The following is a 26,871-nucleotide window of genomic DNA, read 5'->3' on the forward strand; positions in this document are numbered from 1 at the left end:
TTCCCCCCGAGCGGACGGACCGACCGGTACCCTCTCCCTCGATCCCCCCGCCACGAGCGGCCCGCGCGCCGCACGGACGAAAGAGCACAGCATGAGCAGCACCCCCCTCCACGTGGGCGTCGTCGGCGCGACCGGCCAGGTCGGGAAGGTGATGCGCCGCCTCCTCGAGGAGCGCGACTTCCCCGTCGCGTCCATCCGCTTCTTCGCCACCGCCCGCTCGGCGGGCACGACGCTGCCGTTCCGCGGCGAGGACGTCGTTGTCGAGGACGTGGAGACCGCCGATCCGTCGGGGCTGGACATCGCCCTGTTCTCGGCCGGAGCCACGGGCTCGCGCGCGCAGGCGCCCCGCTTCGCCGCGGCCGGCGTCACCGTGATCGACAACTCCAGCGCCTGGCGGATGGACCCCGAGGTCCCGCTGGTGGTCAGCGAGGTGAACCCCCACGCCATCGACCAGGCGGTCAAGGGCATCATCGCCAACCCGAACTGCACGACGATGGCCGCGATGCCGATCCTCAAGGTCCTCGACCGCGAGGCGGGGCTCACCCGCCTGATCGTCAGCACCTACCAGGCCGTGTCCGGCAGCGGGCTGGCCGGAGCGAACGAGCTGGCCGGGCAGGTCCGCGCCGCCGTCGCCGACGAGCACCTGCTCGACCTGGTGCACGACGGCTCGGCGGTCGACTTCCCCGCTCCGGACAAGTACGTCGCCCCGATCGCCTTCGACGTCATCCCCTTCGCCGGGAGCCTGGTCGAGGACGGCTCGAACGAGACCGACGAGGAGAAGAAGCTCCGCAACGAGAGCCGCCGCATCCTCGAGCTCCCGGAGCTCCTGGTCTCGGGCACCTGCGTGCGCGTCCCGGTCTTCACCGGCCACTCGCTCTCCGTCAACGCCGAGTTCGCCTCCGCCCTCAGCCCCGAGCGCGCGCGCGAGCTGCTGGCCGACGCGCCGGGCGTCGTGCTGCGCGAGGTGCCGACTCCGCTGGAGGCCGCGGGCAAGGATCCGAGCTTCGTCGGCCGCATCCGCGCCGATGAAGGCGCTCCGGAGGGACGCGGCCTCGCGCTCTTCATCAGCAACGACAACCTCCGCAAGGGCGCGGCTCTGAACGCCGTGCAGATCGCCGAGCTCATCGCGGCGAAGCAGCCCGTCTCCTGATCTCCTCGGAAGGGGCCGGCGCCGAGCGCTCCGGCCCCTTCCTCTGGGAAAAGCCGCGAATTTGATGGGGGAGCGGGGCCCCTCCCCGCCGCGGCCTGCTCGGGCGAGCGTAAACTCAACTCTCGTGAACTCCTCGGAACCGGTCGACGTCGCCCTCATCGGTGGGGGCATCATGAGCGCCACGCTCGGCGCCCTCATCACCCAGCTGCAGCCCGACTGGACGATCGCCGCCTACGAGCGCCTCGGCGACGTGGCGCAGGAGTCGTCGAACCCGTGGAACAACGCGGGCACCGGTCACGCGGCCCTCTGCGAGCTGAACTACATGCCCGAGGCGGCCGACGGCTCCGTCGACCCGGCCAAGGCGATCCAGATCAACGAGCAGTTCCAGGTCTCGCGCCAGTTCTGGTCGAGCCTGGTGGAGTCCGGCGACATCCGCGAGCCGTCCAGCTTCATCAACCCGGCACCGCACATGACCTTCGTGCACGGCGAGGCCAATGTCGAGTACCTCCGGAAGCGCTACGAGGCGCTCAAGGACCAGCCGCTGTTCGCCGGCATCGAGTTCACCGAGAGCATCAAGACCATCCACGAGTGGGCGCCGCTGCTGATGGAGCAGCGTCCCGCCGGCGGCGGCCCCTACGCGGCCACGCGCATGCCGGCCGGCACCGACGTCGACTTCGGCTCGCTGACCCACCAGCTGTTCGACCACGTCGTCGCCCACGGCGGCACGCTCGACACCGGCCGCGAGGTCACCGACATCACCCGGCAGAAGGACGGCACCTGGCGCCTCGACCTCAAGCAGGTCGTCGGAGGCACGCCCCAGACGGTGACCGCCCGCTTCGTCTTCGTCGGCGCCGGCGGCGGTGCGCTGCACCTCCTGCAGAAGTCGGGCATCCCGGAGATCAAGGGCTTCGGCGGCTTCCCCATCTCGGGGCAGTTCCTCCGCACCGACAACCCCGAGCTGGTCGCCCGGCACAAGGCCAAGGTCTACGGCAAGGCCGCGGTCGGCGCGCCCCCGATGTCGGTGCCGCACCTCGATGCGCGCGTCGTCGACGGCGAGTCGTCCCTCCTCTTCGGCCCCTACGCGGGCTTCACGCCCAAGTTCCTGAAGCGGGGCTCGTGGCTCGACCTGCCCCTGTCGATCCGGCCGCACAACATCGGCCCGATGCTCGCGGTCGCCCGCGACAACCTCGACCTGATGAAGTACCTGATCGGCGAGGTGCTCGCCGGCCGCGGCAAGAAGATGAAGGCCCTGCGCGAGTTCCTGCCCACCGCCCGCGACGAGGACTGGTACCTGATCACGGCCGGCCAGCGCGTCCAGGTGATGAAGAAGGACGAGAAGAAGGGCGGCGTGCTGCAGTTCGGCACCGAGGTCATCACCGGAGGGGACGGCACGATCGCCGGTCTGCTCGGCGCCTCGCCCGGAGCCTCGACCGCCGTGCCGATCATGCTCGACATCGTGCAGAAGTGCTTCCCCGACCGGATGAAGGCCTGGGAGCCGCGGATCCGTGCGCTGGTGCCGAGCTACGGCTCGACGCTCAACGACGCTCCCGAGAAGGCCGAGGAGACGGTCAGCGCGACCGCCGAGACGCTGGAGCTGTCCGCCTCCGTCTGATCGGGTGCGCGCCGTTCGAACGTATGTTCTAATGGCTCCATGAGGTGGAGCGGGCAGTCGATCGGCACGGCCGACGAGGCCGCGCTGCCCGGGCTCGTCAAGCTCACCGAGCTGGTGCGGACGGTGCGCACGCCCGAGTTCGAGGGCATCACCTTCTACGAGGTGCTCGCGAAGTCGGCGCTCAACCGTGTGCACACCTCCTCGAAGATGCCGTTCGGCTGGAGCATCAATCCGATGCGCGGCTGCACCCACGCCTGCACCTACTGCTTCGCCCGGCCCACCCACGAGTACCTCGAGTTCGACGGCGGCCGCGACTTCGACTCGCAGATCGTCGTCAAGGTGAACGTCGCCGAGGTCCTCACCCGGGAGCTCGCGAAGCCGAGCTGGGAGCGGCACCCCGTGGCCCTCGGCACCAACACCGATCCCTACCAGCGCGCCGAGGGCCGCTACCGGCTGATGCCGGGCATCATCGCCGCGCTCGCCGCCTCGGGCACCCCGATCTCGATCCTCACGAAGGGCTCGCTGCTGCGGCGCGATCTGCCTCTGCTCCGCGAGGCCGCCGAGCACGTGCCGGTCGACCTCGGCGTCTCGATCGCCGTCTACGACGAGGGCCTCCAGCGCTCCGTCGAGCCGGGTGCGCCGACCGCGGCGGCCAGGCTGGCGACGGTCACCGCGGCGCGAGAGGCCGGGTTCGACTGCTCGGTGTTCCTGATGCCGATCCTGCCGTTCCTCACCGACACCCGGGCGCACCTCGACGAGTCGCTCCGGGCCTGCCGCGAGGCCGGCGCCAGCACGATCATGTACTCGACCCTCTACCTCAAGCCCGGGGTGAAGGAGTGGTTCCTGCAGTGGCTCGGGCAGGAGCACCCCGAGCTGGTCGACCGGTACCGCGCGCTCTACCCGGGCCGCGACGCCTACGCGCCTCTCGAGTACCGGCGCTGGCTCTCGGCGCGCATCCGCCCGCTGATGCGCGCGCACGGGCTCGAGCGCGGCGAGGAGGACCCGGCCACCGGCTCCGTCAAGTCCTCCGCCCTCGGCTCCCTCGGGACGCTGCGGACCCTCGGCGGCGAGCGGCGCTCCCTGCAGCACGACGGGCTGCTGGTCGGGGAGCTCGGTCCGGAGCGCGCCGCCGTCCTGCCGGGCGTCGGGCAGCCGACGCTGTTCTGAGCCGGCGGCGGGTCCGGCCGCGGCTAGGATCGTCCGCATGGTCACCCGCTCCGGTGAGCCCTCGGGCTCCTCCGCCCGGAGCGCCCGCGACGCGGCACCCCGACCGGTCCGGCTCGGCCTGCTCGACCCGCGCGAGGACCTGCTCGCGGCGACGAGCGCGTGGATCCGCGCCCACGCTCCGGACTTCGAGGTCGTCGTGGCGGCCTCCACCTGGCAGGACCTGGTGACGAGCGACGTGTTCCCCACTCAGGTGGTCGTGATGGACGTCGAGCTGCGTGAGCCGATCTCGATCGAGGCGCGGATCCGGACCTGCCGGGCGGCGGGGGCCGCGGTCGTGGCGCTCTCCGCGAGCGAGGACGACGAGGTCCGCGAGCGCGCTCTGAAGGCCGGTGCCGTGCGGCACCTGGCGAAGTCGCGCCCGCTCGCCGAGGTGATGGAGCAGACCCGGGCCGCTCTCGAGATGCGCTCGGCCGACGTCTCGTCCGCGCAGTGGCGGCCCCTGCCGTCCGGAGTCGCGGCGCAGCAGCGCCCGCGGCTCAGCGCCGGCGAGCTGGAGGCGCTGCGCCTCTACGCGTCCGGATCGAGCACGCCCGAGGTCGCCGCCAAGATGAACGTGCAGTTCGAGACCGCGAAGACCTACCTGCAGCGCGTGCGCCGCAAGTACGTCGCCGTCGGGCGGCCCGCGAGCCGCCGGGCCGATCTGATCCGCCGCGCCGGCGAGGACGGGTTCCTCTCGTGACCGCCCCGCACCCGCCCCGGGGGAGCAGCCTCCGGATCCGCCCCGAGGAGACCTGATGGCCAAGCTGTACTTCCGCTACGGAGCGATGAACAGCGGGAAGAGCACGTCGCTCCTGCAGGCGGCGCACAACTACGAGGAGCGCGGGCACCGGGTGCTGCTGGCCAAGCCGGCCGTCGACACGAAGGGCGAGGAGCTGATCGTGTCGCGGCTCGGCGTGACCCGTCCGGTGGACATCCTGTTCGAGCCCGACGGCGACCCGGTGGCCGTCTTCACCGCCGCCCGGTCCCGCGTCCTGGCCGAGTCGAAGCGCGACGTGAGCGCTCTGCTCGTCGACGAGGCGCAGTTCCTGCCGGAGTCGCACGTCGACGATCTGCTCCGGATCGCCATCCTCGAGAACGTGCCCGTCCTGGCCTACGGCATCCGCACGGACTTCCGCACCGCCGCGTTCCCGGGCAGCAGGCGGCTCCTGGAGATCGCCCACAGCCTCGAGGAGCTGAAGACGATCTGCCGGTGCGGGCGCAAAGCGATCTTCAACGGGCGCGTCGTGGACGGCCGCTTCGTCTTCGACGGCGATCAGGTCGCGATCGACGGAACGGCGGTCACCTACGAGTCGCTGTGCGGCGCGTGCTACCTCCAGGAGAGCCGCGGTCGGCTCCGAGGATGACCGATCGAGGGTTCCTCAGCTGCGCGACACCCCTCCGAAACGAGGAAGTGGGTAGCCTGACGACGTGACAACACCGGAAACGGAATTACGCCTTTCGAAGCAGCAGGAAAGGTCGGGGGAAACGATGACGGCGCAAGGGGTACCGCCGAAGCGTCGGCCGTCGTGGGAGCAGGACTACCGGCGACGGCTGCTCATCACGGACGTCGTCGCGATCGTCCTCTCCGTCTTCGGCACGCAGCTCTTCTGGTTCGACCTGAACCTGGACTCGGACCTGGGGTTCAAGAACCCCGCCGACATCGCGGTCAGCTACACCTGGGTGTCCGTCGCACTGTCGGTCGGCTGGCTCCTCGCCCTCCAGGTCTTCGACACCCGCGACCGCCGGATCGTCGGCACCGGCTACGTCGAGTACCGCCGCGTCGTCGACGCCTCCATCTGGCTCTTCGGCATCGTCGCGATCATCGCGTACCTGCTTCAGATCCTGCTCGCGCGCGGCTACATCATCACGGCGTTCCCCGCCGGGATCGTGCTGATCTGCGTCGGCCGCCTGGTCTGGCGCTCCTGGCTCACCCGGCAGCGCCGGGCGGGCCGCTTCTCGAGCCAGGTCGTGCTCCTCGGCTCCCGCGCGAGCGTCCTGCACACCGCGCGCGAGCTGCGCCGCGGCACCGAGGCCGGCTACAAGCTCGTCGGAGCCGTCTCGACCTCGGTCGGCGGGGCGGAGGCGCTGCAGAGCGAGCAGGAGCTCTCGGGCCTGGCGGTCCACGGCTTCACCGGGATCGACGGCGTCCGCGCCGTCATGGACGCCACCGGCGCCGATACGGTTGTCGTCACGAGCTCCGACGAGCTGGCACCGCAGCGGATCCGCGAGCTGAGCTGGACTCTCGAGCCCGGGCGCGAGCACCTCGTCGTGGCGCCGAGCCTCACCGACATCGGCGGTCCGCGCATCCACACCCGCCCCGTCGCGGGCCTTCCGCTGATCCACGTCGAGACCCCGCGCTTCGACGGCCGCCAGCGGTTCGCCAAGCGCCTCTTCGACATCCTCGCGTCGACCATGCTGATCATCCTCAGCGCGCCGGTGCTCGTCGTCGTCGCCGTGCTGGTCAAGGTCACCAGCCCCGGACCCGTGCTCTTCCGGCAGGAGCGCATCGGCCTGAACGGCGCGACCTTCGAGATGCTGAAGTTCCGCTCGATGGTCGTCGACGCCGAGGCGCGACTGGCGGCTCTCGCGTCGCAGCAGCGCGCGGAGGGGAACTCGATCCTCTTCAAGATGGCGAAGGACCCGCGCGTCACCCGCGTGGGCGCGATCCTCCGCCGCTTCAGCCTCGACGAGCTGCCCCAGTTCCTGAACGTCTTCCGCGGCGACATGTCCCTGATCGGCCCCCGCCCGCCTCTGGCCCGCGAGGTCGAGCAGTACGAGGAGCACGTGCACCGCCGCTTCCTGATGAAGCCCGGCATCACCGGCCTCTGGCAGGTCAGCGGACGCTCGAACCTCTCGTGGGAGGACACCGTCCGCCTCGACCTGTACTACGTCGAGAACTGGTCGATGACCGGCGACATCGTGATCCTCTTCAAGACCGCAGGCGCCGTCCTCGCCCGCGACGGGGCGTACTGATCGCCGGGGGGACGGGCGCCGAGCCCCGCACCCTCTCCGTCTCGGTCCTGGAGACCCCGTTCCGCGTGGTCTTCGGACGCGGTGTCGGCGAGGAGGACGCGGCGCGGATCGCCGACAGCTGGGCCGCCTGCGCGTCCGAGCCCGACCCGGGGGCGCGCGACGTCCTCGCTGAGGTGGGGCACGATCCCTCCGTCCCGGTCGACGGCTCGCCCCGGGTCTCGAGCGCCACGCTCGCGCAGCTCGAGGAGTCCCTCACCTCGACCCTGACCCTCGAGGCGATCGGCGCCCGGCGCGGCGACCTGCTGATGCTCCACGCCTGCGGGATCTCCGACGAGTCCGGCCGCGTGCTGGCCTTCGTGGCCGCCTCCGGGACCGGCAAGACCACCATCGCCCGGACGCTCGGGTCCCGCTTCGGCTACGTCACCGACGAGACGGTCGGCGTGACCCCGGAGGGGCGCGTCCTGCCCTACCCCAAGCCCCTGTCGGTGAAGCCGCTGACCGGATCGGCGCCGAAGGCCCAGCTCGCCCCCGGGTCGCTCGCCCTCCGGCCGGTCCCGGAGGCGCCCCTGCGACTGGCGGGCGTCGTCCTGCTCGAGCGCCGCGACGGCGTCGGGACGCCCTTCCTCGAGCACGTCGACCCGGTCGACGCGATCGAGGACCTGGTGCCGCAGACCTCCTACCTCTCGGCCCGCCCGCGGCCGATCGCCGACCTCGTCCGCACCCTTTCAGCGCTGGGCGGCGTCCGGCGCCTGGTCTACTCCGAGGCCGCGAGCGTGGTGCACCTGGTCGAGGAGGCCTTCGCGTCCCTCGGCGCCGAGGCCCCGTCCGCCTGGTCCGAGGTGGTCTCCGTGCCCCTCGACGCGGTGCGCGAGGCCCTCCCCGGCAGCGTCCTGCGCACCCCTGCGGACGACGCGGTGGAGCTCCCCGACGGCCAGCTGCTCGTGTTCTGCGGAGACACCCTCGTGCGCCTGTCCGGCATCGGCCCGACGATCTGGCGGCACGCCGGCCAGGGCTCCGATCTGCCCGGCCTCGTCGCGGCGGTGCTCGAGGAGGCGGGTCCGCCGCCCGACGGCGTCGACGCGGAGGCGGTCGTCGAGTCCGCACTCGTCGAGCTCGAGGGCCTCGGAGTGATCACGAGAGGGACTCCGCCGCAGCCCACCCCCGACGGGTGGCACGGTTGACGCGCCTGGCGCCGAGGGCGCTGAAGCGCTGTGTCAGACTTCGGAAGAACCCGTCTCCGGCTGCCGCCGCGTGATCCGTACCAGCGAAGGAATCTGACTCTGTGGAACTTCGAGACGTCCTCCGGCTGCTGCGCGACCACTGGATCCCGATCGTCGCGGCGATCCTCCTCGGCACTCTCGTCGCCTTCGGCTGGTCGCTGACGCAGAAGCCGCGCTACGTCGCCGACTCGCAGGGCCTCGTCTCCGTCGCCACCACCGGTGCCGACGACGGCCAGGCGATCTACACGCAGCAGATCGCGCAGTCCGTCGCCAAGTCGAGCCTCGCCACCTACGTCCCGATCGCCACGTCGCGCGACGTCGCGCAGATCGCGATCGACAGCCTCGGCCTCGACGTCTCGCCCGCCACGCTGATCTCGGCCATCACCGTGCAGGCCGACACGGTCGCCCCGGTGATGAAGGTCAGCGCCACCGCCTCCACCCCCGAGGGCGCGCAGAAGCTCGCCGACGCCTGGGTCGCGGCCATCGCCACCAAGGTGCAGCAGGTCAACCAGGAGACCGGCGTCGGCGACACGGTCTCCCTTACCGTCCTGCAGACCGCGGCGATCCCGTCCTCACCGGCATTCCCCAACCTGCGCCTCGTCCTCGCGGTCGGCGCGCTCGCGGGCCTCGTCCTCGGCCTCGTCTACGCGTTCGTCCGCAACACGCTGGACCGGCGCATCCGCACCGCCGAGATGGTGGAGCGCCTGTTCGACCTCCCCGTGGTCGGCACGCTCCCCGTCGACAAGCGCCTCAGCGAGACCAACCGCATCGTCCCCGAGGCCGACACGACCGACTACATCAAGGCCGACGGCAAGCACGCTCTCGCCGAGGCGCTGCGCGAGCTCCGCACCAACCTGCAGTTCATGAACATCGACAGCCCGCCGCGCATCATCGTCGTGACGAGCCCGCTGCCCTCGGACGGCAAGTCGACGGTGACCGCGAACCTCGCGGTGACGCTCGCCGCCTCCGGCCAGCGCACCGTCGTCGTCGACGGCGACCTCCGCAAGCCCACCGTCGCCAAGTCGTTCGGCCTCGTGCCCGGTGTCGGGCTGACCGACCTGCTGATCGGCAAGGCGGAGCTGCAGGACGTCCTGCAGCCGTGGGGCCCGTCCGGCAACCTCTGGGTGCTCGGCGCCGGGTCGATCCCGCCGAACCCGTCCGAGCTGCTCGGCTCCAACGGCATGGACATCCTCCTGCACGAGATCGCCCGCGAGGCCATCGTGATCGTGGATGCGCCGCCGCTCCTCCCCGTCACGGACGGCGCCATCCTCACCGCCCGCACCGACGGCGCGCTCGTGGTCATCTCCGCGGGCAAGACGACGACCGACGAGCTCGGCAAGGCGATCCAGAACCTCGAGCGGGTCAGCGGCCACACCCTCGGTGTGATCCTCAACCGGGTGCCCGCGCGCGGCCAGGTCGGCCGGGGCTACGGCTACTACTACACGAGCTACTACGGCTCCGAGCGATCGGGCGCCCGCCCGGACACGGCCGTCGAGGCCGAGCCCGCGTCGACCTCGGCCTGAGCGCCCCGCGATGATCTTCCCGGGAGACGACTCCGCCCGCCCCGCCCGTCGGAGCTGGCGACCGGACGAGCCGGTCGCCGCCTCCGCCGCCCCCGTCTTCACCGTGCTCTCGGTCTGCACCGGCAACATCTGCCGGTCGCCGATGGCCGAGCAGCTGCTGCGCGCCGCACTCGCCGACGCGACCTCGCCCGAGGGGGGTCCCCTCTTCGCGTTCACCAGCGCCGGAGTGAGGACGCGCGACGGACTGCCGATGGACCCGGTCTCGGCCCGCTTCTCGGCTCAGCACGGGGGAGACCCGGCCGCGCACACGAGCGCGGTGCTCGGCGACGCGATCGTCGGCGACGCCGACCTGCTGCTCACGATGACCCGCGACCACCTGGTCGACGCCTCCCGCCGCTTCCCGTCGCTCCTCCTCCGCGGGTTCACGCTGCTCGAGTTCGCCCGCGTGCTGCCGTTCGTGCTGCGGGAGGTGCCGCTGCCGACGGTCGAGGACCCGGCCGCGCGGCTCCGCGCCGTCGTGCGGCTCGCCGCCGCTCACCGCGGGCGCGCCCCGCGGGGCGAGGGCGGCGACGACATCGAGGACCCGATCGGCCGCAGCGAAGCCGTGCACGAGCGCGTGGCGGGGCAGATCGCGGCCGCGGTCGCCGACGTCTCCCGCGATCTGAGAGCATTGGCGCGGCGGTAGTCGCGCGTCCGCGGGCGCGCTGACGCCTCGCCGCATCGCATCGCTCCTCCTCACCGTCGCGACCGCGACACGAACCCGCCACGATTCGGAGAACCCCTGTGAAGCTTTCTGTCATCGGCTGCGGCTACCTCGGTGCCGTTCACGCTGCCGCCATGGCCGAGCTCGGCCACGACGTCATCGGCATCGACGTCGACCAGAAGAAGATCGACGCCCTGGCCGCCGGCACCGCGCCCTTCTTCGAGCCCGGCCTCCCGGAGCTGCTGTCCTCCGGCGTGGCCTCCGGGCGCCTGCGCTTCTCGACCGACATGGCCGACGCCGCCGGTGCGGCCGTGCACTTCGTCGCCGTCGGCACTCCGCAGAAGCCCGGCGAGAACGCCGCGGACATGACCTACGTCGATTCGGCGATCGACGGTCTCCTGCCGTACCTCGAGGCGGACTCCCTCGTCGTCGGCAAGTCGACCGTCCCCGTCGGCACCGCCGCCCGCCTGGCCGACCGCATCGCCTCCTCCGGTGCGACGCTCGCCTGGAACCCCGAGTTCCTCCGCGAGGGCTTCGCCGTGAAGGACACGATCAGCCCCGACCGCCTCGTCTACGGCGTGCCCGCGGGTGAGGCCGGAGCCGCGGCGAAGGCGACCCTCGACGAGGTCTACGCGACCGCTCTCGCGGCCGAGACCCCGCTCGTGGTCACCGACTACGCCACCGCCGAGCTGGTGAAGGTCTCGGCCAACGCCTTCCTCGCGACCAAGATCTCGTTCATCAACGCGATCGCCGAGATCGCGGAGGTCACCGGCGCGGACGTCACGCAGCTCGCCGACGCGATCGGCTACGACGTGCGGATCGGCCGCCGCTTCCTGAACGCCGGCATCGGCTTCGGCGGCGGCTGCCTCCCGAAGGACATCCGCGCCTTCTCGGCCCGCGCCGACGAGCTCGGCGTCGGCGAGTCCGTCGCCTTCCTCAAGGAGGTCGACGCGATCAACCTGCGTCGCCGCCAGCGCGTCGTCGACCTCGTCACCGAGGGCCTGGGCGGATCCGTCGAGGGCCGCCGCATCGCGGTGCTCGGCCTGGCGTTCAAGCCGGAGTCGGACGACATCCGCGACTCGCCGTCGCTCGACGTCGCCGCGCGCCTGCACGACCTCGGCGCGATCGTGGTCGCGACCGACCCCGAGGCGATCGAGAACTCGCGCCGCCGCTACCCCGAGATCACCTACACGACCGACGTCGACGAGGCGCTGGCCGGTGCCGACGCCGTGGTCGTCGTGACCGAGTGGAAGCAGTTCCGCGCCCTCGACCCCGCGGCCACGGCGGCGAAGGTGGCCAACACCTTCCTCGTCGACGGCCGCAACTGCCTCGACCCCGCCGCCTGGCGTGCGGCCGGCTGGGAGTACCGCGGCCTCGGCCGCTGACGTGGCGGAGCCGTCGTCTCAGCGGACGCGGCTCGGCTGATCCGCCACGACGCCGGAGGCGCCGCGGAGGGGGATGTGCGCGAAGGCGTCGTCCCACTCCGCCGCCCTCCGGCGTCGTCGTGCGCGGACGATCATCCGGAGCAGCACGCCGGCGACCGCGCCGAGGAGAGCGCCGGAGGTGTTCATCACCACGTCGTCGACGGTCGCGAAGCGCGCCGAGAGGAAGAGCAGCTGGCCCGCCTCGATCAGCGAGCTCACCACGGCGCCGACGGCCACGGCGACCCACGCTCTCCGGAGCCGCAGGTTGAGGGCCAGGAGCAGCCCCAGAGGGACGAACAGAGCGATGTTGGCGGTCGACTCGAGGAACGCGTAGTCGACCATCGGGAGGCCGTGCCGCGCGAACCAGGAGGTCACCCGGCCGAGATCGCCCCGCACGCCCGCATCGACGGGCGTCGGCCAGAAGGCGATCGCTGCGAGAGCGACCACGTAGGGCACGCCGATGGCGAGGGTGAGGCGGGTGAGCGACCGGGTCACGGTGCTCCTCTCGTCGGTCGTCGGGCGGAGTCGGCGACGACGGCGGAAGAACAGTCTCGCCCCCGGCCGCTGGGATCGGGCCGGGAGGCGCGGGGGAGTGAGCTGGAGGCACATCCGTGCGCACGCCACTCCGCACGCCATCGTCGGTGCTCGAGCCGGGGAGCGCAGGACGGCGATCGCGGCAGTTCCGGCGACGACCCGGCTCCGCCTCGGCCGAGCCTCCGCCTGCGGGCGAGCCGGAGACAGCGGGCGAGCCCCGCCACAGCAGAACCCCGGGAACGACGAAGCCCGGCCGGATCATCGATCCTGGCCGGGCTTCTCACCGGTCGGGGTAGCGGGATTCGAACCCACGACCTCCTCGTCCCGAACGAGGCGCGCTACCAAGCTGCGCCACACCCCGGTGTGCTCATCACGGAGAACCGCTCACGAGCCTCGACAATAGTAGCCGATTTCCGGACCGTCGTCGGACACCCCTCGTCAGGCCGCAGGGGTGAGCGTCACGAGGGTCACCTCGGGCCGACAGGCGAAGCGCACCGGCGCGTAGATCGAGGTGCCGACGCCGGCCGACACGTTGAGGTACGAGCTGCGCAGTCCGTTGTCCCAGGTCGTCGAGCCGGCGACCTTGTCGCGCGGGATGTCGCAGTTGGTGACGAGGGCGCCGAAGCCCGGGACGCAGACCTGGCCGCCGTGCGTGTGCCCGGCGAGGATCACCTCGGCACCGCGGGCGACGAAGTCGTCGAGGATGCGCTGGTAGGGCGCGTGCGCCACGCCGATGCTGACGTCGGCCGGTCCGTCCTCCGCCCCGCGCAGCTCGTCCACGGCTCCCGCGACGAGGTCGATGCGGTCGAGGCCGATGTGCGGGTCGTCGACGCCGAAGAACTCGATGCGCGTCCCCTTCACCGTGATGCTCTCGGCGCGGTTGTTGAGGTCCACCCAGCCGAGCCCGTCGGAGAAGAAGCCGGTCAGCCCCTCGGTGTCGAGGTCGGCCTCGTGCTGCTTGGGGTTCTTGGAGGGGCCGACGAAGTAGCGGAGCGGGTTCTTCACCCGGGGGCCGAAGTAGTCGTTGGATCCGTTGACGAAGGCCCCGGGGATCCCGGCGAAGGGCTCCAGCGCCCTGCGGATGCCGAGCACGCCGTCGCGGTGGCCGAGGTTGTCGCCGGTGTCGACCACGACATCGGGCGCCAGGGCGAGGAGCGAGCGGATCCACTCCTGCTTCTTGGTCTGCCACGGGGCCATGTGCAGGTCCGACACGTGCAGGATGCGGATCGGCTCGGAACCGGCCGGCAGCACAGGGAACGACGTGCGCCGGACGGTGAACAGCGTCCGCTCGACGCCGATGCCCCAGGCCGCGGCGACGGCTCCGGCCGCGGCGACGGTCGCGAGGGCGGTGGTGAGGGGGCGACGGGTGCGTCCGGTCATGGATCCTTCTCTCGCACGTCGGCCGCGAGCGCGGCCGCGTTCATTCTGCCGGACGCTCCCTCGGGAGCAGCCGGGGGTGCCGGGGCTCAGCCCGCAGGGGGCGGAGCGCCCGGTCCAGCGCTGATCTGCAGGGTGATCTCCGCGCCCCGGGAGACGCGCGATCCGGCGGCAGGGTTCGTCTGGGCGACCGTCCCGGCCGGGCGGTCCGAGGGGACCGGAGCGGTGTCCACGCGCACCCTGAAGCCGACGGAGCGCAGACGTGCGGCGGCCGCGGTGGGGCTCTGGCCGGTGACCTGGGGCACGGCCTCCTGCGGAGCGTCGACGAGCGAGCGGACGGGAGCCGGGAACGCCGTCCCGCCGTACTTCGCGTCCGCGACGCGCATGATGCGGGGCCAGATCTGGTGGCGCACCTGACCGGCGTTCACCCGGTTGAGGCTGAATCCGCGCATGGAGGTGAAGCCGGTCACGTTGCCGACCCAGGTGGCGGTGGCGATCTCGGTGCTCGCGCCGACCATCCACGTGTGCAGCGCGTCGTCAGTGGTGCCGGTCTTGCCGATGTGCGGGACTCCGGTGCGGGGGTTGGACGGGGCGCCGGTGCCGCCCGTGACCACCTGCTGCAGGGCGTACCCGGCGGTCGCGGCCACCTCCTCGGACATCCCCTGGCTGCACTCGGAGGCGGGCGGCGCGACGTCCGCGCCCGTGCGGTCGACGATGCGGTCGATCGCGACGGGCGTGCAGACGGTGCCCTTGTTCGCGAAGCCGGCGAAGGCCGTGGCCATGGTGAGCGGAGCGATCTCGTTGGTGCCGAGGATGGTCGGCGCGAGCTTCTGCAGCTCGGTCCCGTCGGCACGGTGGACACCCATCGCCAGCGCCGTGTTGCGGATGCCGCAGAGGTCCAGCTGCTGCGCCATCGCGGCGAACGACGTGTTGATCGAGCCGGTCGTGGCCTGCAGGGCCGTGGTCACTCCTCCGTTGCCGCCCTCGTCGTTCCCGGGGTTCCAGGACTCGCCGTAGTAGACGCCGTCGGGCTCGCAGCTGTCTCGGAAGGTCGTGTAGGCGCGGCGGGTGCCGTCCACGCTCTCGCCGAGCGAGTGCCCCTCCTGCAGCCACTCCGCGAGGGTGAACACCTTGTAGGTCGATCCGACCTGGAACCCCGAGGACCCGCCGTAGCCGAAGTCGGTGTTGTAGTTGACGCTCGTGTAGTTCGGGCCCGTCAGGTCCGGATCGTTGGAGTAGTCCTTGTTCTGGGTCATCGCGAGGATGCGGCCGGTGCCGACCTCGACCGAGACGCTCGCGCTGCCGATGTTCACGTTCGCCATCGACTTCGGCACCCAGTCGTCGGTGGCCGAGACCGCGGCCTGCTGCAGGTCGGAGTCGAGGGTCGTGTAGATCCGGTAGCCGCCGCGCTTGAAGGTGGCGTCGCGCTCGTCCTGGCTCGCGCCGAACGCGTCGTCGTTCTTGATGACCCAGGTGACGTAGTCGCAGAAGAAGGCCGCGACACCCGCCGTCTGGCAGCCGGTGCTCGGCTCGGTGATCGCCGGTGTCACGGGCTCGGCGACGGCGGCCTGCGCCTGCTCGGACGTCACCTTCGACTCGAGGTCCATGCGGGTGACGATGTAGTCGCGCCGGTCGCGGGTCTGCGGGTAGCCCTCCGCGGCGGGGTTCGCCGGGTCGTCGGGACGGTCGAAGCGGAACTTCTCGGGGTTGTTCACGATCGCGACGAGCGCGGCGGACTGCGCGAGCGAGAGGTCCTTCGCGCTGACTCCGAAGTAGTAGCGGGCGGCCGCCTCGACGCCGTAGACGGTGCCGCCGAACAGGGCGATGTTGAGGTAGCCCAGCAGGATGTCGTTCTTCGGGTACTCCTTCTCGAGCCCGATGGCGAGCCGCATCTCGGCCACCTTGCGCTCCGGAGTGGTCTCCGTGGCCTCGCGGTAGGCCGCGTCGCGCTCGATCGGATCGCTCAGCGCCTCCGCCTTCTGCACGAGCACGTTCTTGACGTACTGCTGCGTGATGGAGGAGCCGCCCTGCACGTCCCCGCCCATGGCCGTCGTCGCGGCCGCGCGGACGGTGCCGAGCAGGTCGATGCCGCCGTGCTCGTAGAAGCGCGGGTCCTCGGAGGCGACCACGGCGTCCTTCACGAACGGCGAGATCTCGTCCCAGCCCACCTCGACGCGGTTCTGGGCGTAGAAGGAGGCGAGCAGCACGTCGCCGCCGGAGGAGTCCTTCGCGTAGACGTCGCTCTTCTCGGCGAGCGTGCCGATCTCGAGGTACTCGGGGAGGTTGTCGAACATCTCGACCGTGTTGCCGGCGGCCATGCCGCTCAGCGCGATCGCCGGCGTCACCGAGGCGGCCACCAGGACTCCCGCGACGACGCTCATGGCGACGATGCCGATCAGACCGCCGACGGCGCCCCCGATGGTCTTCACGACTCTGGTCCCGCCCTGCCCCGACATAGAATCAGCGTAGTCGCCGCGCTCGGACGAGCCGCGGCGCTCATCCCGCCGACGCGCGGCGCTCAGCAGTCGTCCCGCACCGGCCGCACCCGAGGAGAGCCATGTCCGTCCCGCGCTGGGAGTACATCACCACCCCGCTGATGATCCACAACACCACGGCGATCCTGAACACCTGGGGATCCGAGGGCTGGGAGCTGGTCCAGATCGTGACCGGTCCCGAGGGCGGACTCGTCGCGTACCTCAAGCGCCCCGTCGCCGAGGCCGGCGCGTGATCGCCGAGCGTCTCGCGGAGCTCGGCGTCGAGCTGCCCGCCGTGGCGGTCCCCGCCGGCGCATACGTCCCCGCGGTCGTGCACGGCGGCCTCGTCTACACGGCCGGGCAGATCCCCTTCGTCGATGGCGCTCTGCCGCTGGTCGGCAAGGTCGGCGCCGAGGTGTCGCCCGAGCAGGCGAAGGACCTCGCCCGGACCTGCGCCCTCAACGCGCTCGCGGCCGTGGCCGACGCGATCGGATCGCTCGACCGGGTGACGCGGATCGTGAAGCTCACCGGCTTCGTCGCGTCGGCCTCCGGCTTCACCGGGCAGCCCGGCGTGATCAACGGCGCCTCGGAGCTGCTCGGAGACGTGTTCGGCGAGCCCGGCCGCCACGCGCGCTCCGCCGTCGGGGTGGCGGAGCTGCCCCTCGGCGCTCCCGTCGAGGTCGAGCTGATCGTCGCCTTCGACTGACGCGCCGCCCCCTCCGGCCGCCGCGGCGGGAGGGGGCGCCGTCCGGTCAGTCCGCGGCGATCGCGGAGGTGATCACCGCCATCACCTGCGTGTCCGCGAGGGTCGTCGTGTCGCCCACGGCGCGTCCCTCCGCCACGTCGCGCAGCAGCCGCCGCATGATCTTCCCCGAGCGGGTCTTGGGCAGCTCCTGCACCACGAAGATCCGCTTCGGGCGGGCGATCGCGCCGATGTGCTCGGCGACGTGCGCCTTCAGGGTGGCCTCGAGCTCGTCGTGCCCGTGGGCCAGCGCCTCGGCCTGGCTCGCCTTCGCGATCACGAACGCGACCACGGCCTGGCCGGTGGTCTCGTCCGCGGCTCCCACGACGGCCGCCTCGGCGACGACCGGGTGCGAGACGAGGGCCGACTCGATCTCGGCGGTCGAGAGGCGGTGGCCGGAGACGTTCATGACGTCGTCCACGCGCCCCAGCAGCCAGAGGTCGCCGTCCCGGTCGCGACGAGCTCCGTCGCCCGCGAAGTAGCGGTCGCCGAACTTCGACCAGTAGGTCTCGACGTAGCGCGCCGGGTCGCCCCAGATCCCGCGCAGCATCGCCGGCCAGGGCTCGGTGATCACGAGCAGTCCGCCCTCGTCGGCGCCGACCGGCGTCCCGGAGTCGTCGACCACGTCGATCGAGATCCCCGGCAGAGCGACCTGCGCGGACCCGGGCTTGAGCGTCGTGACGCCGGGCAGAGGGGACACCATCATCGCGCCGGTCTCGGTCTGCCACCAGGTGTCGACGATGGGGGTGCGGCCGCCGCCGATCACGTCGCGGTACCAGACCCACGCCTCCGGGTTGATCGGCTCGCCGACCGATCCGAGCAGGCGCAGGCTCGAGAGGTCGAAGCGCTGCGGGATCTGCCGGCCGAGCTTCATGAAGGAGCGGATCGCCGTGGGCGCCGCGTAGAGGATCGTCACGCCGTGCTTCTCGACGATCTCCCACCAGCGGCCGGGATGCGGGCTGTCCGGAGTGCCCTCGTACATCACCTGGGTGGCGCCGTTGGCGAGCGGGCCGTAGACGACGTAGCTGTGGCCGGTGATCCAGCCCACGTCCGCGGTCGACCAGTAGACGTCCGACTCGGGGTGCAGGTCGAAGACCGCGCGGTGCGTGAAGGCGACCTGGGTGAGGTACCCGCCGCTGGTGTGCAGGATGCCCTTGGGCTTCCCCGTCGTGCCGCTGGTGTAGAGGATGAAGAGGGGCTGCTCGGCGGGGAAGGGCTTCGCGACGTGGTCGGCGTCGACCGCCACGATCTCCTCGTGCCACCAGAGGTCGCGCCCCTGGTGCCAGGCGACCTCGTTGCCTCCGCGTCGCACGACCAGGACGTGCCGGACGCTGGACTCGCCGCCGAGGGCGAGCGCCGCGTCGACCGCCGGCTTCAGGGGCGAGACGGCGCCCTTGCGCCAGCCGCCGTCGGCGGTGATGACGAGCGTCGCCTCCGCGTCGTCGATGCGCGCGCGCAGGCTCTCGGCGCTGAAGCCGCCGAAGACGACGGAGTGGACCGCGCCCAGCCGGGCGACGGCGAGCATGGCGACGACCGCCTCCGGGATCATGGGCAGGTAGATCGCGACGCGGTCGCCGGCGCGGACGCCGAGGCTCGTGAGCAGGTTCGCGGCGCGCTTCACCTCGGCGGTGAGCTCGGCGTAGGTGATCGAGCGGGAGTCGCCGGGCTCGCCCTCCCAGTGCAGGGCGACGCGGTCGCCGTGGCCGGCCAGGACGTGCCGGTCGAGGCAGTTGTAGGCCACGTTCAGCTCGCCGTCGTCGAACCACTTCGCGAACGGGGGCTCGCTCCAGTCGAGGGTGCGCGTGAAGGGCCGGTGCCAGTGCAGGAGCTCGCGGCTCCGGTCGGCCCAGAAGGCGAGGCGGTCGGCCGCGGCCTCGTCGTACAGCGCGGCGGTCGCGACCGCTCCGGCGGCGAGATCGGCCGGCGGCGGGAACCGGCGGGTCTCGTGGAGGAGGTTGTCGATGGCGTTCCGGTCGGCCGCCGGGGCGTCGGGGGGAGTGGACATCTGCGATTCGCTCCTTCGCGAGTGAGACGTTCGCCGGCCCGCGCGGTCGGCGTCGCACCACCGTAGCGCCCGCCTCCGACGGGGATCGCCGCGCGCCGGAAGCTGAGTGCGGGGCGGGTGTCGGATAAGAGTCCGCAGAGAACGGGATCCGGGCTTGGCGAATCGCGATCCGTCCCCTACAGTTGCATACGGCCGAATGAACTTCGGCCCAGCGGCGCAAGTGATTCCCCCCAATCCAGCGCCGCCGAGGCGGCACCTGTTCCCCCCAATGGGTGCCGCCCCCTTCTTCCCGCCGGATCCGGCGGACGGACGCCCCCGCTAGAGCCCTGCTCGCGGGGGCGTTTCCGCGTCATGGGGACTTCTCCTCCGCGCGGCTCCGGCCCGGTCGCCGCGGAGTGCCCCTCTGCGGGTCCGGCCCGGGTGTCCCGGATCGCTCCTCCACAGGCGCGCTCGCGCACTACTCTCCTCGGATCGGACATCGGGCCCCCCGCCACGCGAGGCGGGCTCCTAGCGTGCCGGGATGACCCGCGACTTCGTCCCCCTCGTCCCCGCCGAGCACCGCCGCGACCCGTTACCGGTGCGGCCCGCCGCCGCCGGCCTCGGGCTGCTCGCGCCGCACGCCGCGGATCCCGCGGTGACCGACCTCTTCGTGAACGGCGGCGCGGGTCTCTGGATCGACCGGGGCGGTGGTGCGGAGCGGGTCCCGGAGTGGACGCTCGACGCCGCCGGAGCGAGGCGGCTGGCCGTCGCGCTGGTCGCGGCCGGAGGGCGGCACGTCGACGAGGCGAGCCCGTGCGTCGACGTGAGGCTCCGGCACGGGGTCCGGGTGCACGTCGTTCTGCCGCCGGTGGCGACCGCGGGAGCGCTGGTGTCGGTGCGGGTGCCGCGGTCGGACTCCTGGACGCTCGGGGAGCTGCAGGCGGCGGGGATGCTGGACGACGACGGGGTGCGGCTTCTGCGCCGGGCGGTCCGCGAGCGGTGGAACCTGCTGATCACGGGAGCGGGCGGATCGGGGAAGACGACGCTGCTCGGCGCCCTGCTCGGGTGCGCGGCGCCGACCGAGCGGATCGTGGCCATCGAGGACGTCGGCGAGCTCCGGCCGGCGCACCCGCACGTCGTCTCGCTCGAGGCGCGGCAGCCCAACCTCGAGGGCGCCGGTGCGGTGGGCCTAAACCGGCTCGTGAGGGAGGCGCTGCGGATGCGGCCGGACCGCCTGGTCCTCGGCGAGTGCCGCGGAGTCGAGCTGCGCGAGCTGCTGTCCGCGCTGAACACCGGGCACGACGGCGGCGCGGGAACCCTCCACGCGAACTCCCTCGAGGACGTGCCCGCGCGTCTCGAGGCGCTCGGGGTCCTCGCAGGGCTGGGGCCCGAGGCGATCGCGCGGCAGACGGTCAGCGCGATCGACCTGGTGCTCCACCTCGAGCGCCGCGGCGGGCGGCGGCGGCTGGCGGCGTCCGGGACGTTCGCGCTCGACGCGGCAGGGCGCCTGAGGGTCGAGGACGGGGCGCTCCCGAGCGCCTCGAGGTCGGGCGCGTGACGGATCGCGACGGCCTGGACGAGGTCGCGGCGGTCGTGCACCGGCTGGCCGTCCTCCTCGCGGCGGGAGTGGCTCCCGCGTCGGCCCTCGGGCATCTCGCGGGGGCGGAGGGGTCGGACAGCGGGGACGCGCGGCGGCGGCGTCTGCTCCGGGCGGTGTCGGAGGAGGCCGGCCGCGGGGGCGACGTGACGGAGGCGCTGCTGCGCGGGACGCCGGCCTCGCGGCGGAGCGGCCCGGAGCGGAAGCGGCCGCGACGGAGAGCAGAGAACACCGGTGAGGCGACCGCGTGGGCTGCGCTGGCCGCGGCCTGGCGGGTGGCCGCCGACTCCGGCGCGCCGGTCGCCGCCGCTCTCGGCGAGCTGGCGGAGTCCCTGCGCGAGCTGGCACGCGCCCGCCGGGACATCGAGGTGGCTCTGGCCGGTCCCTCCGCCACCGGGAGGGTCGTGAGCGCGCTGCCGCTGGCGGCGCTGGGTCTGGGGGCCCTGCTGGGCTTCGACGTGGTCGGCGTGCTCCTCGGGACCGTGCCCGGTCTGATCTGCCTGGTCGGTGGAGCCGGGCTGATGGCGGGCGCGCACGCGTGGACGCGGCGCCTCGTCCGAGGGGCGGCCCCGGCCGATCCCGCGCCCGGGCTCGCGCTCGACCTCCTCTCGGTGGCGCTGGCAGGCGGCGGTTCGATCGGGTCGTCGCGCGCCCGGGTCGTGGCGGCGCTCGCGGAGTGCGGGCTCGACGCGGGCGAGCGCGTGCTCTCCGACGCGGACCCGGTGCTCGCCCTCTCGGCAGCGGCGGGCGTGCCGGCAGGACGCCTGCTCCGGAGCGAGGCGGCTCTGGTCCGGGCGCGGGCGTCCTCCGCTGCGCGGGAGCGCGCCGCTCGGCTCGGCGTGACCCTCCTGCTGCCGCTCGGGGTCTGCGTGCTTCCGGCGTTCCTCCTGCTGGGAGTGGCTCCGATGGTCGTCTCGGTGCTGCTCTCGACGTTCTCGGCGGCGGCGTGACGCGGTCGGCCCCTCCTCCACAGGGGCCGGATCGGGTGGCGTCTCCACGGATCGGCCGGAGGATCGGTCGGCGGGACCGGGAGTGCACGATCCTCGAGGAGGGGGCACGGAGCGGGGCGGAACGGAGCAGGACGGATGAGCAGTGACACGGCGATCAGCGGCGGGGGAGCGACGCGGAGTCGGGGACTCGGCAGGAGCAGGGATGCGGGCGGGGGTGCGGCCGGGAGGAGTCGGAGCCCGAGGAGCGGCGGAGGCGCGGCGTCCGGCGGAGGAACGGGCCTCGACGTCTCCGCAGGCCGCGTCGAGTGGCGCCGACCCGGGTGGGGAGGGTTCGGCGCGCTGGGCGACGAGGAGGGCTCGGCGACGGCGGAGTACGCGATCGCGACGATGGCCGCGGTCGGCTTCGCCGGGCTGCTGGTGGTCATCCTCAAGGGCGACGAGGTGCGGAGCATCCTGACCGACCTGGTGACCCGCGCGCTCACCGCGGCGGGATGAGAGGCCTCCCGCTGCTGCGCGGGCGGCTCGCTCACGAGGAGGGGTCGGCCACCGCCGAGCTCGCGCTCGTGCTTCCGGCGGTGGTCGTGGTGCTGGCGCTGTGCCTGGGGTCGGTGGCGGCCTCGGCGCAGTACGTCCGGCTCGTCGACGCGGCGGCCGACGCGGCCCGGTCCGCGGCCCGGGGCGACGATCCTCACGCGTCGCTCGCCCGGGTGGCGGGGGCGTCGCTCACGGCGGGGGAGCAGGACGGACTGGTCTGCGTCGACGTCGCGGCTCGACTCCGGCCGCTCCCGGCGGTGTCGCTCCCGGTCTCGGTCCGGTCCTGCGCCCTGGGCGGGGGCGGATGATGCGCCGGCTCCCCGGGGCTGTCCGTGACGGGGAGGAGGGATCGGCCGCGGTCGTGGCCGTCGGAGTCGTCGCGGGCACGATCCTGGTGACGGCCGCCGTGCTCGCCGGCTGCGCAGGAGTCGTCGGGCACCAGCGAGCGGTCGCCGCCGCGGACGCCTCGGCTCTGGCCGCGGCCGACGTCGCCTCCGGTCTGCTGGCCGGGGATCCGTGCGGGCGGGCCGCCGCCGTGGCCCGGGCGAACGGCGCCGAGCTCGTCCTCTGCGAGGTCGACGGCGGCGTCGCGAGGGCGGAGGCGACGGTCGCCGCGGGTCCGCTCTCCCTCACTGCGCGGTCGCGGGCCGGCCCGCCGCCCTGAGCGCGGAGGCAGCAGCGGGAGTCGTCCGGACCGAGGCGCGGACGACTTCCGCGGGAGCGGGTCAGTCGGAGGCGAGGCGCTGGTACCGGTACGCGGCGGCGGTCGGCAGGGCGCCCGCGCCCTCGTCGTGCTCGAGGCCGCCGGCGAGGAGGTAGATGTAGCGGGAGCCCGCTCTCGCCCCGGGGATCTCGAGGCGTGCGGCGGGGGCCTGATCGTCGCCGTATCCCCTGCGGAGGGTCTTGCCCTCCAGCGGTCCGTCGAGGAGCTTGGCCGTGTAGGCGGAGGTCGTGGTCGTGTGCGTCGTTGCCATGCCTCATCATGCGCCGATCAGCGCCGCGCGTCACCCCGCCCGTGCCAGGTCGGGCAGACGGCTCGGAGGCCGTGTCCAGCGTCCTCCCGAGGTCCCCGCGTCCTCGGGAGGAGGCAGGACGCCCGGGGTCAGTGTGTATGGTGTGCCTGTCGGGCGCCCCCGCCGATGGGGACGCGTCGCCGTTCCCCGCACCACGTCGCCGCGCACCGTCTCCCCGCAGCAGGGGACGTCGGACCACTGGTCGTCCGACCCGACAGCACCAATCGAGGAGAACTGTGTCCGGCACGAAGAAGCTGGTGATCGTCGAGTCGCCGGCGAAAGCCAAGACCATCGCCCAGTACCTGGGCGACGGCTACGAGGTGCTCGCCTCCGTCGGGCACATCCGCGACCTCATCGAGCCGAAGAACCTCCCCCCGGAGCTGAAGAAGGGCCCGCTGGGCAAGTTCTCCGTCGACGTCGACAACGGCTTCGAGCCCTACTACGTCGTCTCCGACCAGAAGAAGAAGACGGTCGCCGATCTCAAGCGCGCGCTGAAGAACGCCGACGAGCTCTACCTCGCCACTGATGAGGACCGCGAGGGCGAGGCCATCGCGTGGCACCTCCTCGAGGAGCTCAAGCCCAAGGTCCCCGTGCACCGCATGGTCTTCCACGAGATCACGAAGGACGCGATCCAGAAGGCGCGCGACAACACCCGGGACATCGACACCTCCCTGGTCGACGCCCAGGAGACCCGCCGCATCCTCGACCGCCTCTACGGCTACGAGATCTCGCCCGTGCTGTGGCGCAAGGTCGGCCCCGGGCTCTCGGCCGGCCGTGTGCAGTCGGCCGCGACCCGCCTGGTGGTCGACCGCGAGCGGGAGCGCCTGGCGTTCGTGTCCGCCGGCTACTGGGACCTCGCCACCGTGCTCGCACCCGAGGCGGACGCCGCGGCGGGCTTCGACGCCCGCCTCGCCCGACTCGACGGCAAGCGGATCGGAAGCGGCCGCGACTTCGACGACCGCGGTCAGCTGAAGGGCGACGTCACCGTCCTCGACGAGTCCACCGCCGGTGCCCTCGCCGAGGCGCTCCGCGACCCCGCCACGGCGGTCCGGGTCTCGAACCTCGAGTCCAAGCCCTACTCGCGGCGTCCCGCCGCCCCGTTCACCACGTCCACGCTCCAGCAGGAGGCGGCGCGCAAGCTCCGCTTCTCGGCGCGCCAGACGATGAGCGTCGCGCAGTCGCTCTACGAGAACGGCTTCATCACCTACATGAGGACCGACTCGCCCGGGCTCTCGCAGCAGGCGCTGAACGCCGCACGCACCCAGGCCGCCTCCCTCTACGGAGCCGAGACCGTCCCGGACAAGCCGCGCCTGTACTCCGGCAAGAACAAGAACGCGCAGGAGGCGCACGAGGCGATCCGGCCCGCGGGCGAGACCTTCCGCACTCCGGACCAGCTCTCGGGAACCCTCCGCGGCAACGACCTCCGCCTCTACGAGCTCATCTGGAAGCGCACCGTCGCCTCGCAGATGGCCGACGCCAAGGGCTCGACCGCCACGGTGACGCTGCTCGCCGAGCCGGCCGGCGACGTCGCGAAGACCGCCGAGTTCACCGCCTCCGGAACCGTCATCACCTTCCGCGGGTTCCTGCTCGCCTACGAGGAGGGGCGCGACGAGGAGCGACACGGCGCCCGCGACGAGAAGGACGCCAAGCTGCCGGTGCTCGAGGTCGGCCAGAGCCTGGTCGTCGCCGAGGTCGAGGCCAAGGGCCACGAGACCTCGCCGCCCCCGCGCTACACGGAGGCGAGCCTGGTCAAGGCGCTCGAGGAGCTCGGCATCGGCCGGCCCTCGACGTACGCCTCGATCATCTCCACCATCGTCGACCGCGGATACGTCACTCCGCGCGGCACCGCCCTCGTGCCGAACTGGATCGCCTTCTCGGTGGTCCGGCTGCTCGAGGACTTCTTCTCGGACCTGGTGGAGTACGACTTCACCGCCGAGATGGAGGGCGACCTCGACCGCATCGCCGGCGGCGAGGAGGACCGCGTCGCCTGGCTCAACCGCTTCTACTTCGGCGGGGGCACGCACCCCGGGCTCCGCCACGTCGTGGACAACCTCGGCGAGATCGACGCGAAGAGCATCAACTCCGTCCGGATCACCGACGACATCACCCTGCGCATCGGCAAGTACGGCCCCTACCTCGAGGTGGCCCAGGAGGAGGGGCAGGAGACGCCGCGCCGCGTCAACCTGCCGCTCGAGCTGGCCCCCGACGAGCTCACCCCCGCCAAGGCGCAGGAGCTCGTCGACGCCCCGGTCCAGACCGACCGCGTCCTCGGCAGCAACCCCGACTCGGGCAAGACCGTCGTCGTCAAGGACGGGCGATTCGGCCCCTACGTGACCGAGGTCGATCCGGAGCCGGAGACCACCGCCGATCCCGCCACCGGGGAGGTCGTCGAGCCCGCGCCCGCGAAGCGCGGCGCGAAGAAGCCCGCTGTCGTGAAGCCGCGCACCTCCTCCCTCTTCAAGTCGATGGACGTCGCCTCGATCGACCTGGCGACGGCTCTGCGCCTGCTCGACCTGCCCCGCACGGTCGGCGACGATCCCGAGAGCGGCGAGCCGATCACGGCTCAGAACGGCCGCTACGGCCCGTACATCAAGAAGGGCACCGACAGCCGGTCCCTCACCAGCGAGGACCAGATCTTCGAGGTCGACCTGCCGACGGCGCTCGAGATCTTCGCCCAGCCGAAGTACGGCGCGCGACGCGCATCGAGCGCGCTGAAGGAGTTCGAGGCGGACCCCGTCAGCGGCAAGCCGATCCGGATCCGCGACGGACGCTTCGGCGCCTACGTGACCGACGGCGAGACCAACGTCACGATCTCCAAGGGCCTGACCATCGAGGAGATCGACTTCGAGCAGGCGGTCCAGATGCTGGCCGACAAGCGTGCGAAGGGCCCGGCGAAGAAGGCCCCGGCCAAGCGTGCGCCGGCCAAGAAGCCCGCGGCGAAGACGACGGCGGCCAAGACGACGGCGGCCAAGACGACGGCGGCCAAGACGACGGCGGCCAAGACGACGGCGGCCAAGACGACGGCGGCCAAGACGACGGCGGCCAAGACGACGGCCGCGAAGACGACGGCGACGAAGACCACCGCGGCCAAGACGACCGCCACGAAGACGACCGCGGCGAAGAAGCCCGCCGCGCCCCGCGCCACCGCCGCGAGCCGCGCGGCTGCCGCGGCGGCCGCCGAGACGTCGGACGCGACGGAGTCGTGACCGGGCTGTTCGTCACCCTCGAGGGCGGGGACGGCGCGGGCAAGACCACGCAGGCGCGGCTGCTCGAGGAGTGGCTGGCCATGCGGGGCGAGACGGTCGTCCGCACCCGTGAGCCCGGGGGCACCGAGGTGGGCGTGCAGATCCGCGAGATCGTGCTGCACCACCGCGGTGAGATCGACCCCCGGGCCGAGGCACTGCTGTACGCGGCGGACCGCGCCCAGCACATGGGGACGCTCGTGCGACCGGCGCTCAAGCGCGGCGAGGTCGTCGTGCAGGACCGCTACATCGACTCCTCCGTCGCCTACCAGGGAGCCGGGCGCGTCCTCGACGCCGTCGAGGTCCGGCGGCTCTCGGAGTGGGCCACGCACGACCTGAGGCCCGACCTGACCGTCCTGCTCGACCTCGATCCCGCCGTCGCGCGGGGCCGGCTCGACGCGGCCCGCACCCGCTTCGACCGGCTGGAGGCCGAGAAGGCGGAGTTCCACGGACGCGTGCGCGAGGCGTTCCTGGCGATCGCCGAGGGAGACGCCGAGCGCTTCCTGGTCGTGGACGCCGCTCGCCCGGTCGAGGAGATCGCGGCCGCGGTGCGGGAGCGGGTCGCCGCCCTCCTCGACGGCGCCTCGGCTGTCGGTGCTCGCGGTTAGCCTGG

Annotated in this window: 24 protein-coding genes and 1 tRNA gene; 19 read left to right on the top strand and 6 right to left on the bottom strand. The window is 72.6% G+C overall.

What is annotated here, in order from left to right:
• Positions 1-91: 91 nt before the first annotated feature.
• The 10 genes from GSU45_RS04825 (at position 92) to GSU45_RS04870 (ending at position 11,772) form a co-directional block, all read left to right on the top strand.
• Positions 92-1,150, top strand: a complete 1,059-nt coding sequence (locus tag GSU45_RS04825; protein WP_159913155.1) for an aspartate-semialdehyde dehydrogenase — start codon at positions 92-94, stop codon at positions 1,148-1,150.
• A gap of 124 nt (positions 1,151-1,274) precedes the next feature.
• Positions 1,275-2,762 carry a malate:quinone oxidoreductase gene (locus tag GSU45_RS04830; RefSeq protein WP_279631109.1) on the top strand — a complete coding sequence of 496 codons (1,488 nt, stop codon included), beginning with the start codon at positions 1,275-1,277 and terminating at the stop codon, positions 2,760-2,762.
• 39 nt (positions 2,763-2,801) lie between these two features.
• On the top strand, positions 2,802-3,929 hold the full coding sequence (locus GSU45_RS04835; protein WP_159913159.1) for an Rv2578c family radical SAM protein: 1,128 nt from the start codon (positions 2,802-2,804) through the stop codon (positions 3,927-3,929).
• A gap of 37 nt (positions 3,930-3,966) precedes the next feature.
• The gene (locus GSU45_RS04840; protein WP_244248220.1) at positions 3,967-4,668 is read left to right on the top strand and encodes a DNA-binding response regulator; all 702 of its coding nucleotides are present in this window, start codon (positions 3,967-3,969) and stop codon (positions 4,666-4,668) included.
• Between the two features lie 55 nt (positions 4,669-4,723).
• Positions 4,724-5,332, top strand: a complete 609-nt coding sequence (locus tag GSU45_RS04845; protein WP_159913161.1) for a thymidine kinase — start codon at positions 4,724-4,726, stop codon at positions 5,330-5,332.
• Positions 5,333-5,456: 124 nt separating this feature from the next.
• Complete coding sequence (locus tag GSU45_RS04850) at positions 5,457-6,941, top strand: sugar transferase (RefSeq protein WP_159913163.1); 1,485 nt, start codon at positions 5,457-5,459, stop codon at positions 6,939-6,941.
• Positions 6,942-7,006: 65 nt separating this feature from the next.
• Positions 7,007-8,122, top strand: coding sequence for a hypothetical protein (locus tag GSU45_RS04855; RefSeq protein WP_159913165.1), 1,116 nt, complete (start codon positions 7,007-7,009; stop codon positions 8,120-8,122).
• A gap of 101 nt (positions 8,123-8,223) precedes the next feature.
• Positions 8,224-9,684, top strand: coding sequence for a polysaccharide biosynthesis tyrosine autokinase (locus GSU45_RS04860; RefSeq protein ID WP_159913167.1), 1,461 nt, complete (start codon positions 8,224-8,226; stop codon positions 9,682-9,684).
• A gap of 10 nt (positions 9,685-9,694) precedes the next feature.
• Positions 9,695-10,369, top strand: a complete 675-nt coding sequence (locus GSU45_RS04865) for a hypothetical protein (RefSeq protein ID WP_159913169.1) — start codon at positions 9,695-9,697, stop codon at positions 10,367-10,369.
• A 98-nt stretch (positions 10,370-10,467) separates the two neighbouring features.
• Positions 10,468-11,772: a UDP-glucose/GDP-mannose dehydrogenase family protein gene (locus GSU45_RS04870; RefSeq protein WP_104276326.1), complete on the top strand. Its 1,305-nt coding sequence runs from the start codon at positions 10,468-10,470 to the stop codon at positions 11,770-11,772.
• Between the two features lie 18 nt (positions 11,773-11,790).
• On the opposite strand, the gene GSU45_RS04875 is transcribed toward GSU45_RS04870, so the two are convergent.
• The 4 genes from GSU45_RS04875 to GSU45_RS04890 all read right to left on the bottom strand — a co-directional run bounded on the left by GSU45_RS04875 (position 11,791) and on the right by GSU45_RS04890 (position 16,178).
• Entirely contained in the window at positions 11,791-12,306 is a 516-nt protein-coding gene (locus tag GSU45_RS04875; protein ID WP_244248221.1) for a VanZ family protein, read from the bottom strand.
• Positions 12,307-12,632: 326 nt separating this feature from the next.
• Positions 12,633-12,706, bottom strand: a tRNA-Pro gene (locus GSU45_RS04880).
• Positions 12,707-12,783: 77 nt separating this feature from the next.
• A complete protein-coding gene (locus GSU45_RS04885) occupies positions 12,784-13,725 on the bottom strand; it encodes a metallophosphoesterase (RefSeq protein ID WP_159913173.1) in 942 nt (313 codons plus the stop codon).
• An 86-nt stretch (positions 13,726-13,811) separates the two neighbouring features.
• Complete coding sequence (locus GSU45_RS04890) at positions 13,812-16,178, bottom strand: transglycosylase domain-containing protein (RefSeq protein WP_159913175.1); 2,367 nt, start codon at positions 16,176-16,178, stop codon at positions 13,812-13,814.
• Between the two features lie 101 nt (positions 16,179-16,279).
• Between GSU45_RS04890 and GSU45_RS17065 the strand changes: the two genes are divergently transcribed.
• Together GSU45_RS17065 and GSU45_RS04895 are read left to right on the top strand one after the other, a co-directional pair.
• Positions 16,280-16,450, top strand: a complete 171-nt coding sequence (locus tag GSU45_RS17065) for a hypothetical protein (RefSeq protein ID WP_164861113.1) — start codon at positions 16,280-16,282, stop codon at positions 16,448-16,450.
• Complete coding sequence (locus tag GSU45_RS04895) at positions 16,447-16,902, top strand: RidA family protein (RefSeq protein WP_208543494.1); 456 nt, start codon at positions 16,447-16,449, stop codon at positions 16,900-16,902. The genes GSU45_RS17065 and GSU45_RS04895 overlap by 4 nt, the downstream gene beginning before the upstream one ends.
• Positions 16,903-16,948: 46 nt before the next feature.
• Here GSU45_RS04895 and acs read toward each other — a convergent pair whose 3' ends face one another.
• The gene (acs, locus tag GSU45_RS04900) at positions 16,949-18,943 is read right to left on the bottom strand and encodes an acetate--CoA ligase (protein ID WP_159913177.1); all 1,995 of its coding nucleotides are present in this window, start codon (positions 18,941-18,943) and stop codon (positions 16,949-16,951) included.
• 520 nt (positions 18,944-19,463) lie between these two features.
• Here acs and GSU45_RS04905 point away from each other — a divergent pair.
• From GSU45_RS04905 to GSU45_RS04925, 5 genes are all read left to right on the top strand, one after another.
• Complete coding sequence (locus GSU45_RS04905; protein ID WP_159913179.1) at positions 19,464-20,480, top strand: TadA family conjugal transfer-associated ATPase; 1,017 nt, start codon at positions 19,464-19,466, stop codon at positions 20,478-20,480.
• Positions 20,477-21,469 (top strand): type II secretion system F family protein, encoded by a 993-nt coding sequence (locus tag GSU45_RS04910; protein ID WP_159913181.1) that lies wholly within the window; start codon positions 20,477-20,479, stop codon positions 21,467-21,469. Before GSU45_RS04905 ends, GSU45_RS04910 begins: the two co-directional genes overlap by 4 nt.
• Positions 21,470-21,604: 135 nt before the next feature.
• Positions 21,605-21,964, top strand: coding sequence for a DUF4244 domain-containing protein (locus tag GSU45_RS04915; protein ID WP_159913183.1), 360 nt, complete (start codon positions 21,605-21,607; stop codon positions 21,962-21,964).
• Positions 21,961-22,311 (top strand): TadE family type IV pilus minor pilin, encoded by a 351-nt coding sequence (locus GSU45_RS04920; protein WP_159913185.1) that lies wholly within the window; start codon positions 21,961-21,963, stop codon positions 22,309-22,311. Before GSU45_RS04915 ends, GSU45_RS04920 begins: the two co-directional genes overlap by 4 nt.
• Positions 22,311-22,667 carry an Rv3654c family TadE-like protein gene (locus GSU45_RS04925; RefSeq protein ID WP_208543525.1) on the top strand — a complete coding sequence of 119 codons (357 nt, stop codon included), beginning with the start codon at positions 22,311-22,313 and terminating at the stop codon, positions 22,665-22,667. The genes GSU45_RS04920 and GSU45_RS04925 overlap by 1 nt, the downstream gene beginning before the upstream one ends.
• Before the next feature lie 61 nt (positions 22,668-22,728).
• Here the strand turns inward: GSU45_RS04925 and GSU45_RS04930 are convergent, their stop codons facing one another.
• Complete coding sequence (locus GSU45_RS04930; protein ID WP_159913189.1) at positions 22,729-22,977, bottom strand: hypothetical protein; 249 nt, start codon at positions 22,975-22,977, stop codon at positions 22,729-22,731.
• A gap of 275 nt (positions 22,978-23,252) precedes the next feature.
• On the opposite strand from GSU45_RS04930, the gene topA reads away from it, so the two are divergent.
• Both topA and tmk read left to right on the top strand, forming a co-directional pair.
• Positions 23,253-26,222 carry a type I DNA topoisomerase gene (gene topA / locus GSU45_RS04935; protein ID WP_159913191.1) on the top strand — a complete coding sequence of 990 codons (2,970 nt, stop codon included), beginning with the start codon at positions 23,253-23,255 and terminating at the stop codon, positions 26,220-26,222.
• A complete protein-coding gene (gene tmk, locus GSU45_RS04940; protein ID WP_159913193.1) occupies positions 26,219-26,866 on the top strand; it encodes a dTMP kinase in 648 nt (215 codons plus the stop codon). Before topA ends, tmk begins: the two co-directional genes overlap by 4 nt.
• Positions 26,867-26,871: the final 5 nt, after the last annotated feature.

The organism is Rathayibacter sp. VKM Ac-2801 (assembly GCF_009834245.1).
Taxonomy (GTDB): Bacteria; Actinomycetota; Actinomycetes; order Actinomycetales; family Microbacteriaceae; genus Rathayibacter.

Excerpts from the sequence above, each read along its gene's own strand:
- GSU45_RS04835 (WP_159913159.1), top strand. The coding sequence starts at position 2,802 with ATGAGGTGGAGCGGGCAGTCGATCGGCACGGCCGACGAGGCCGCGCTG.
- GSU45_RS04840 (WP_244248220.1), top strand. The coding sequence starts at position 3,967 with ATGGTCACCCGCTCCGGTGAGCCCTCGGGCTCCTCCGCCCGGAGCGCC.
- GSU45_RS17065 (WP_164861113.1), top strand. The coding sequence starts at position 16,280 with ATGTCCGTCCCGCGCTGGGAGTACATCACCACCCCGCTGATGATCCAC.
- GSU45_RS04920 (WP_159913185.1), top strand. The coding sequence starts at position 21,961 with ATGAGAGGCCTCCCGCTGCTGCGCGGGCGGCTCGCTCACGAGGAGGGG.
- GSU45_RS04890 (WP_159913175.1), bottom strand. The coding sequence starts at position 16,178 with ATGTCGGGGCAGGGCGGGACCAGAGTCGTGAAGACCATCGGGGGCGCC.
- GSU45_RS04930 (WP_159913189.1), bottom strand. The coding sequence starts at position 22,977 with ATGGCAACGACGCACACGACCACGACCTCCGCCTACACGGCCAAGCTC.
- GSU45_RS04905 (WP_159913179.1), top strand. The coding sequence starts at position 19,464 with ATGACCCGCGACTTCGTCCCCCTCGTCCCCGCCGAGCACCGCCGCGAC.
- GSU45_RS04925 (WP_208543525.1), top strand. The coding sequence starts at position 22,311 with ATGCGCCGGCTCCCCGGGGCTGTCCGTGACGGGGAGGAGGGATCGGCC.
- GSU45_RS04845 (WP_159913161.1), top strand. The coding sequence starts at position 4,724 with ATGGCCAAGCTGTACTTCCGCTACGGAGCGATGAACAGCGGGAAGAGC.
- GSU45_RS04915 (WP_159913183.1), top strand. The coding sequence starts at position 21,605 with ATGAGCAGTGACACGGCGATCAGCGGCGGGGGAGCGACGCGGAGTCGG.
- acs (WP_159913177.1), bottom strand. The coding sequence starts at position 18,943 with ATGTCCACTCCCCCCGACGCCCCGGCGGCCGACCGGAACGCCATCGAC.
- GSU45_RS04865 (WP_159913169.1), top strand. The coding sequence starts at position 9,695 with ATGATCTTCCCGGGAGACGACTCCGCCCGCCCCGCCCGTCGGAGCTGG.
- GSU45_RS04850 (WP_159913163.1), top strand. The coding sequence starts at position 5,457 with ATGACGGCGCAAGGGGTACCGCCGAAGCGTCGGCCGTCGTGGGAGCAG.
- GSU45_RS04825 (WP_159913155.1), top strand. The coding sequence starts at position 92 with ATGAGCAGCACCCCCCTCCACGTGGGCGTCGTCGGCGCGACCGGCCAG.
- GSU45_RS04885 (WP_159913173.1), bottom strand. The coding sequence starts at position 13,725 with ATGACCGGACGCACCCGTCGCCCCCTCACCACCGCCCTCGCGACCGTC.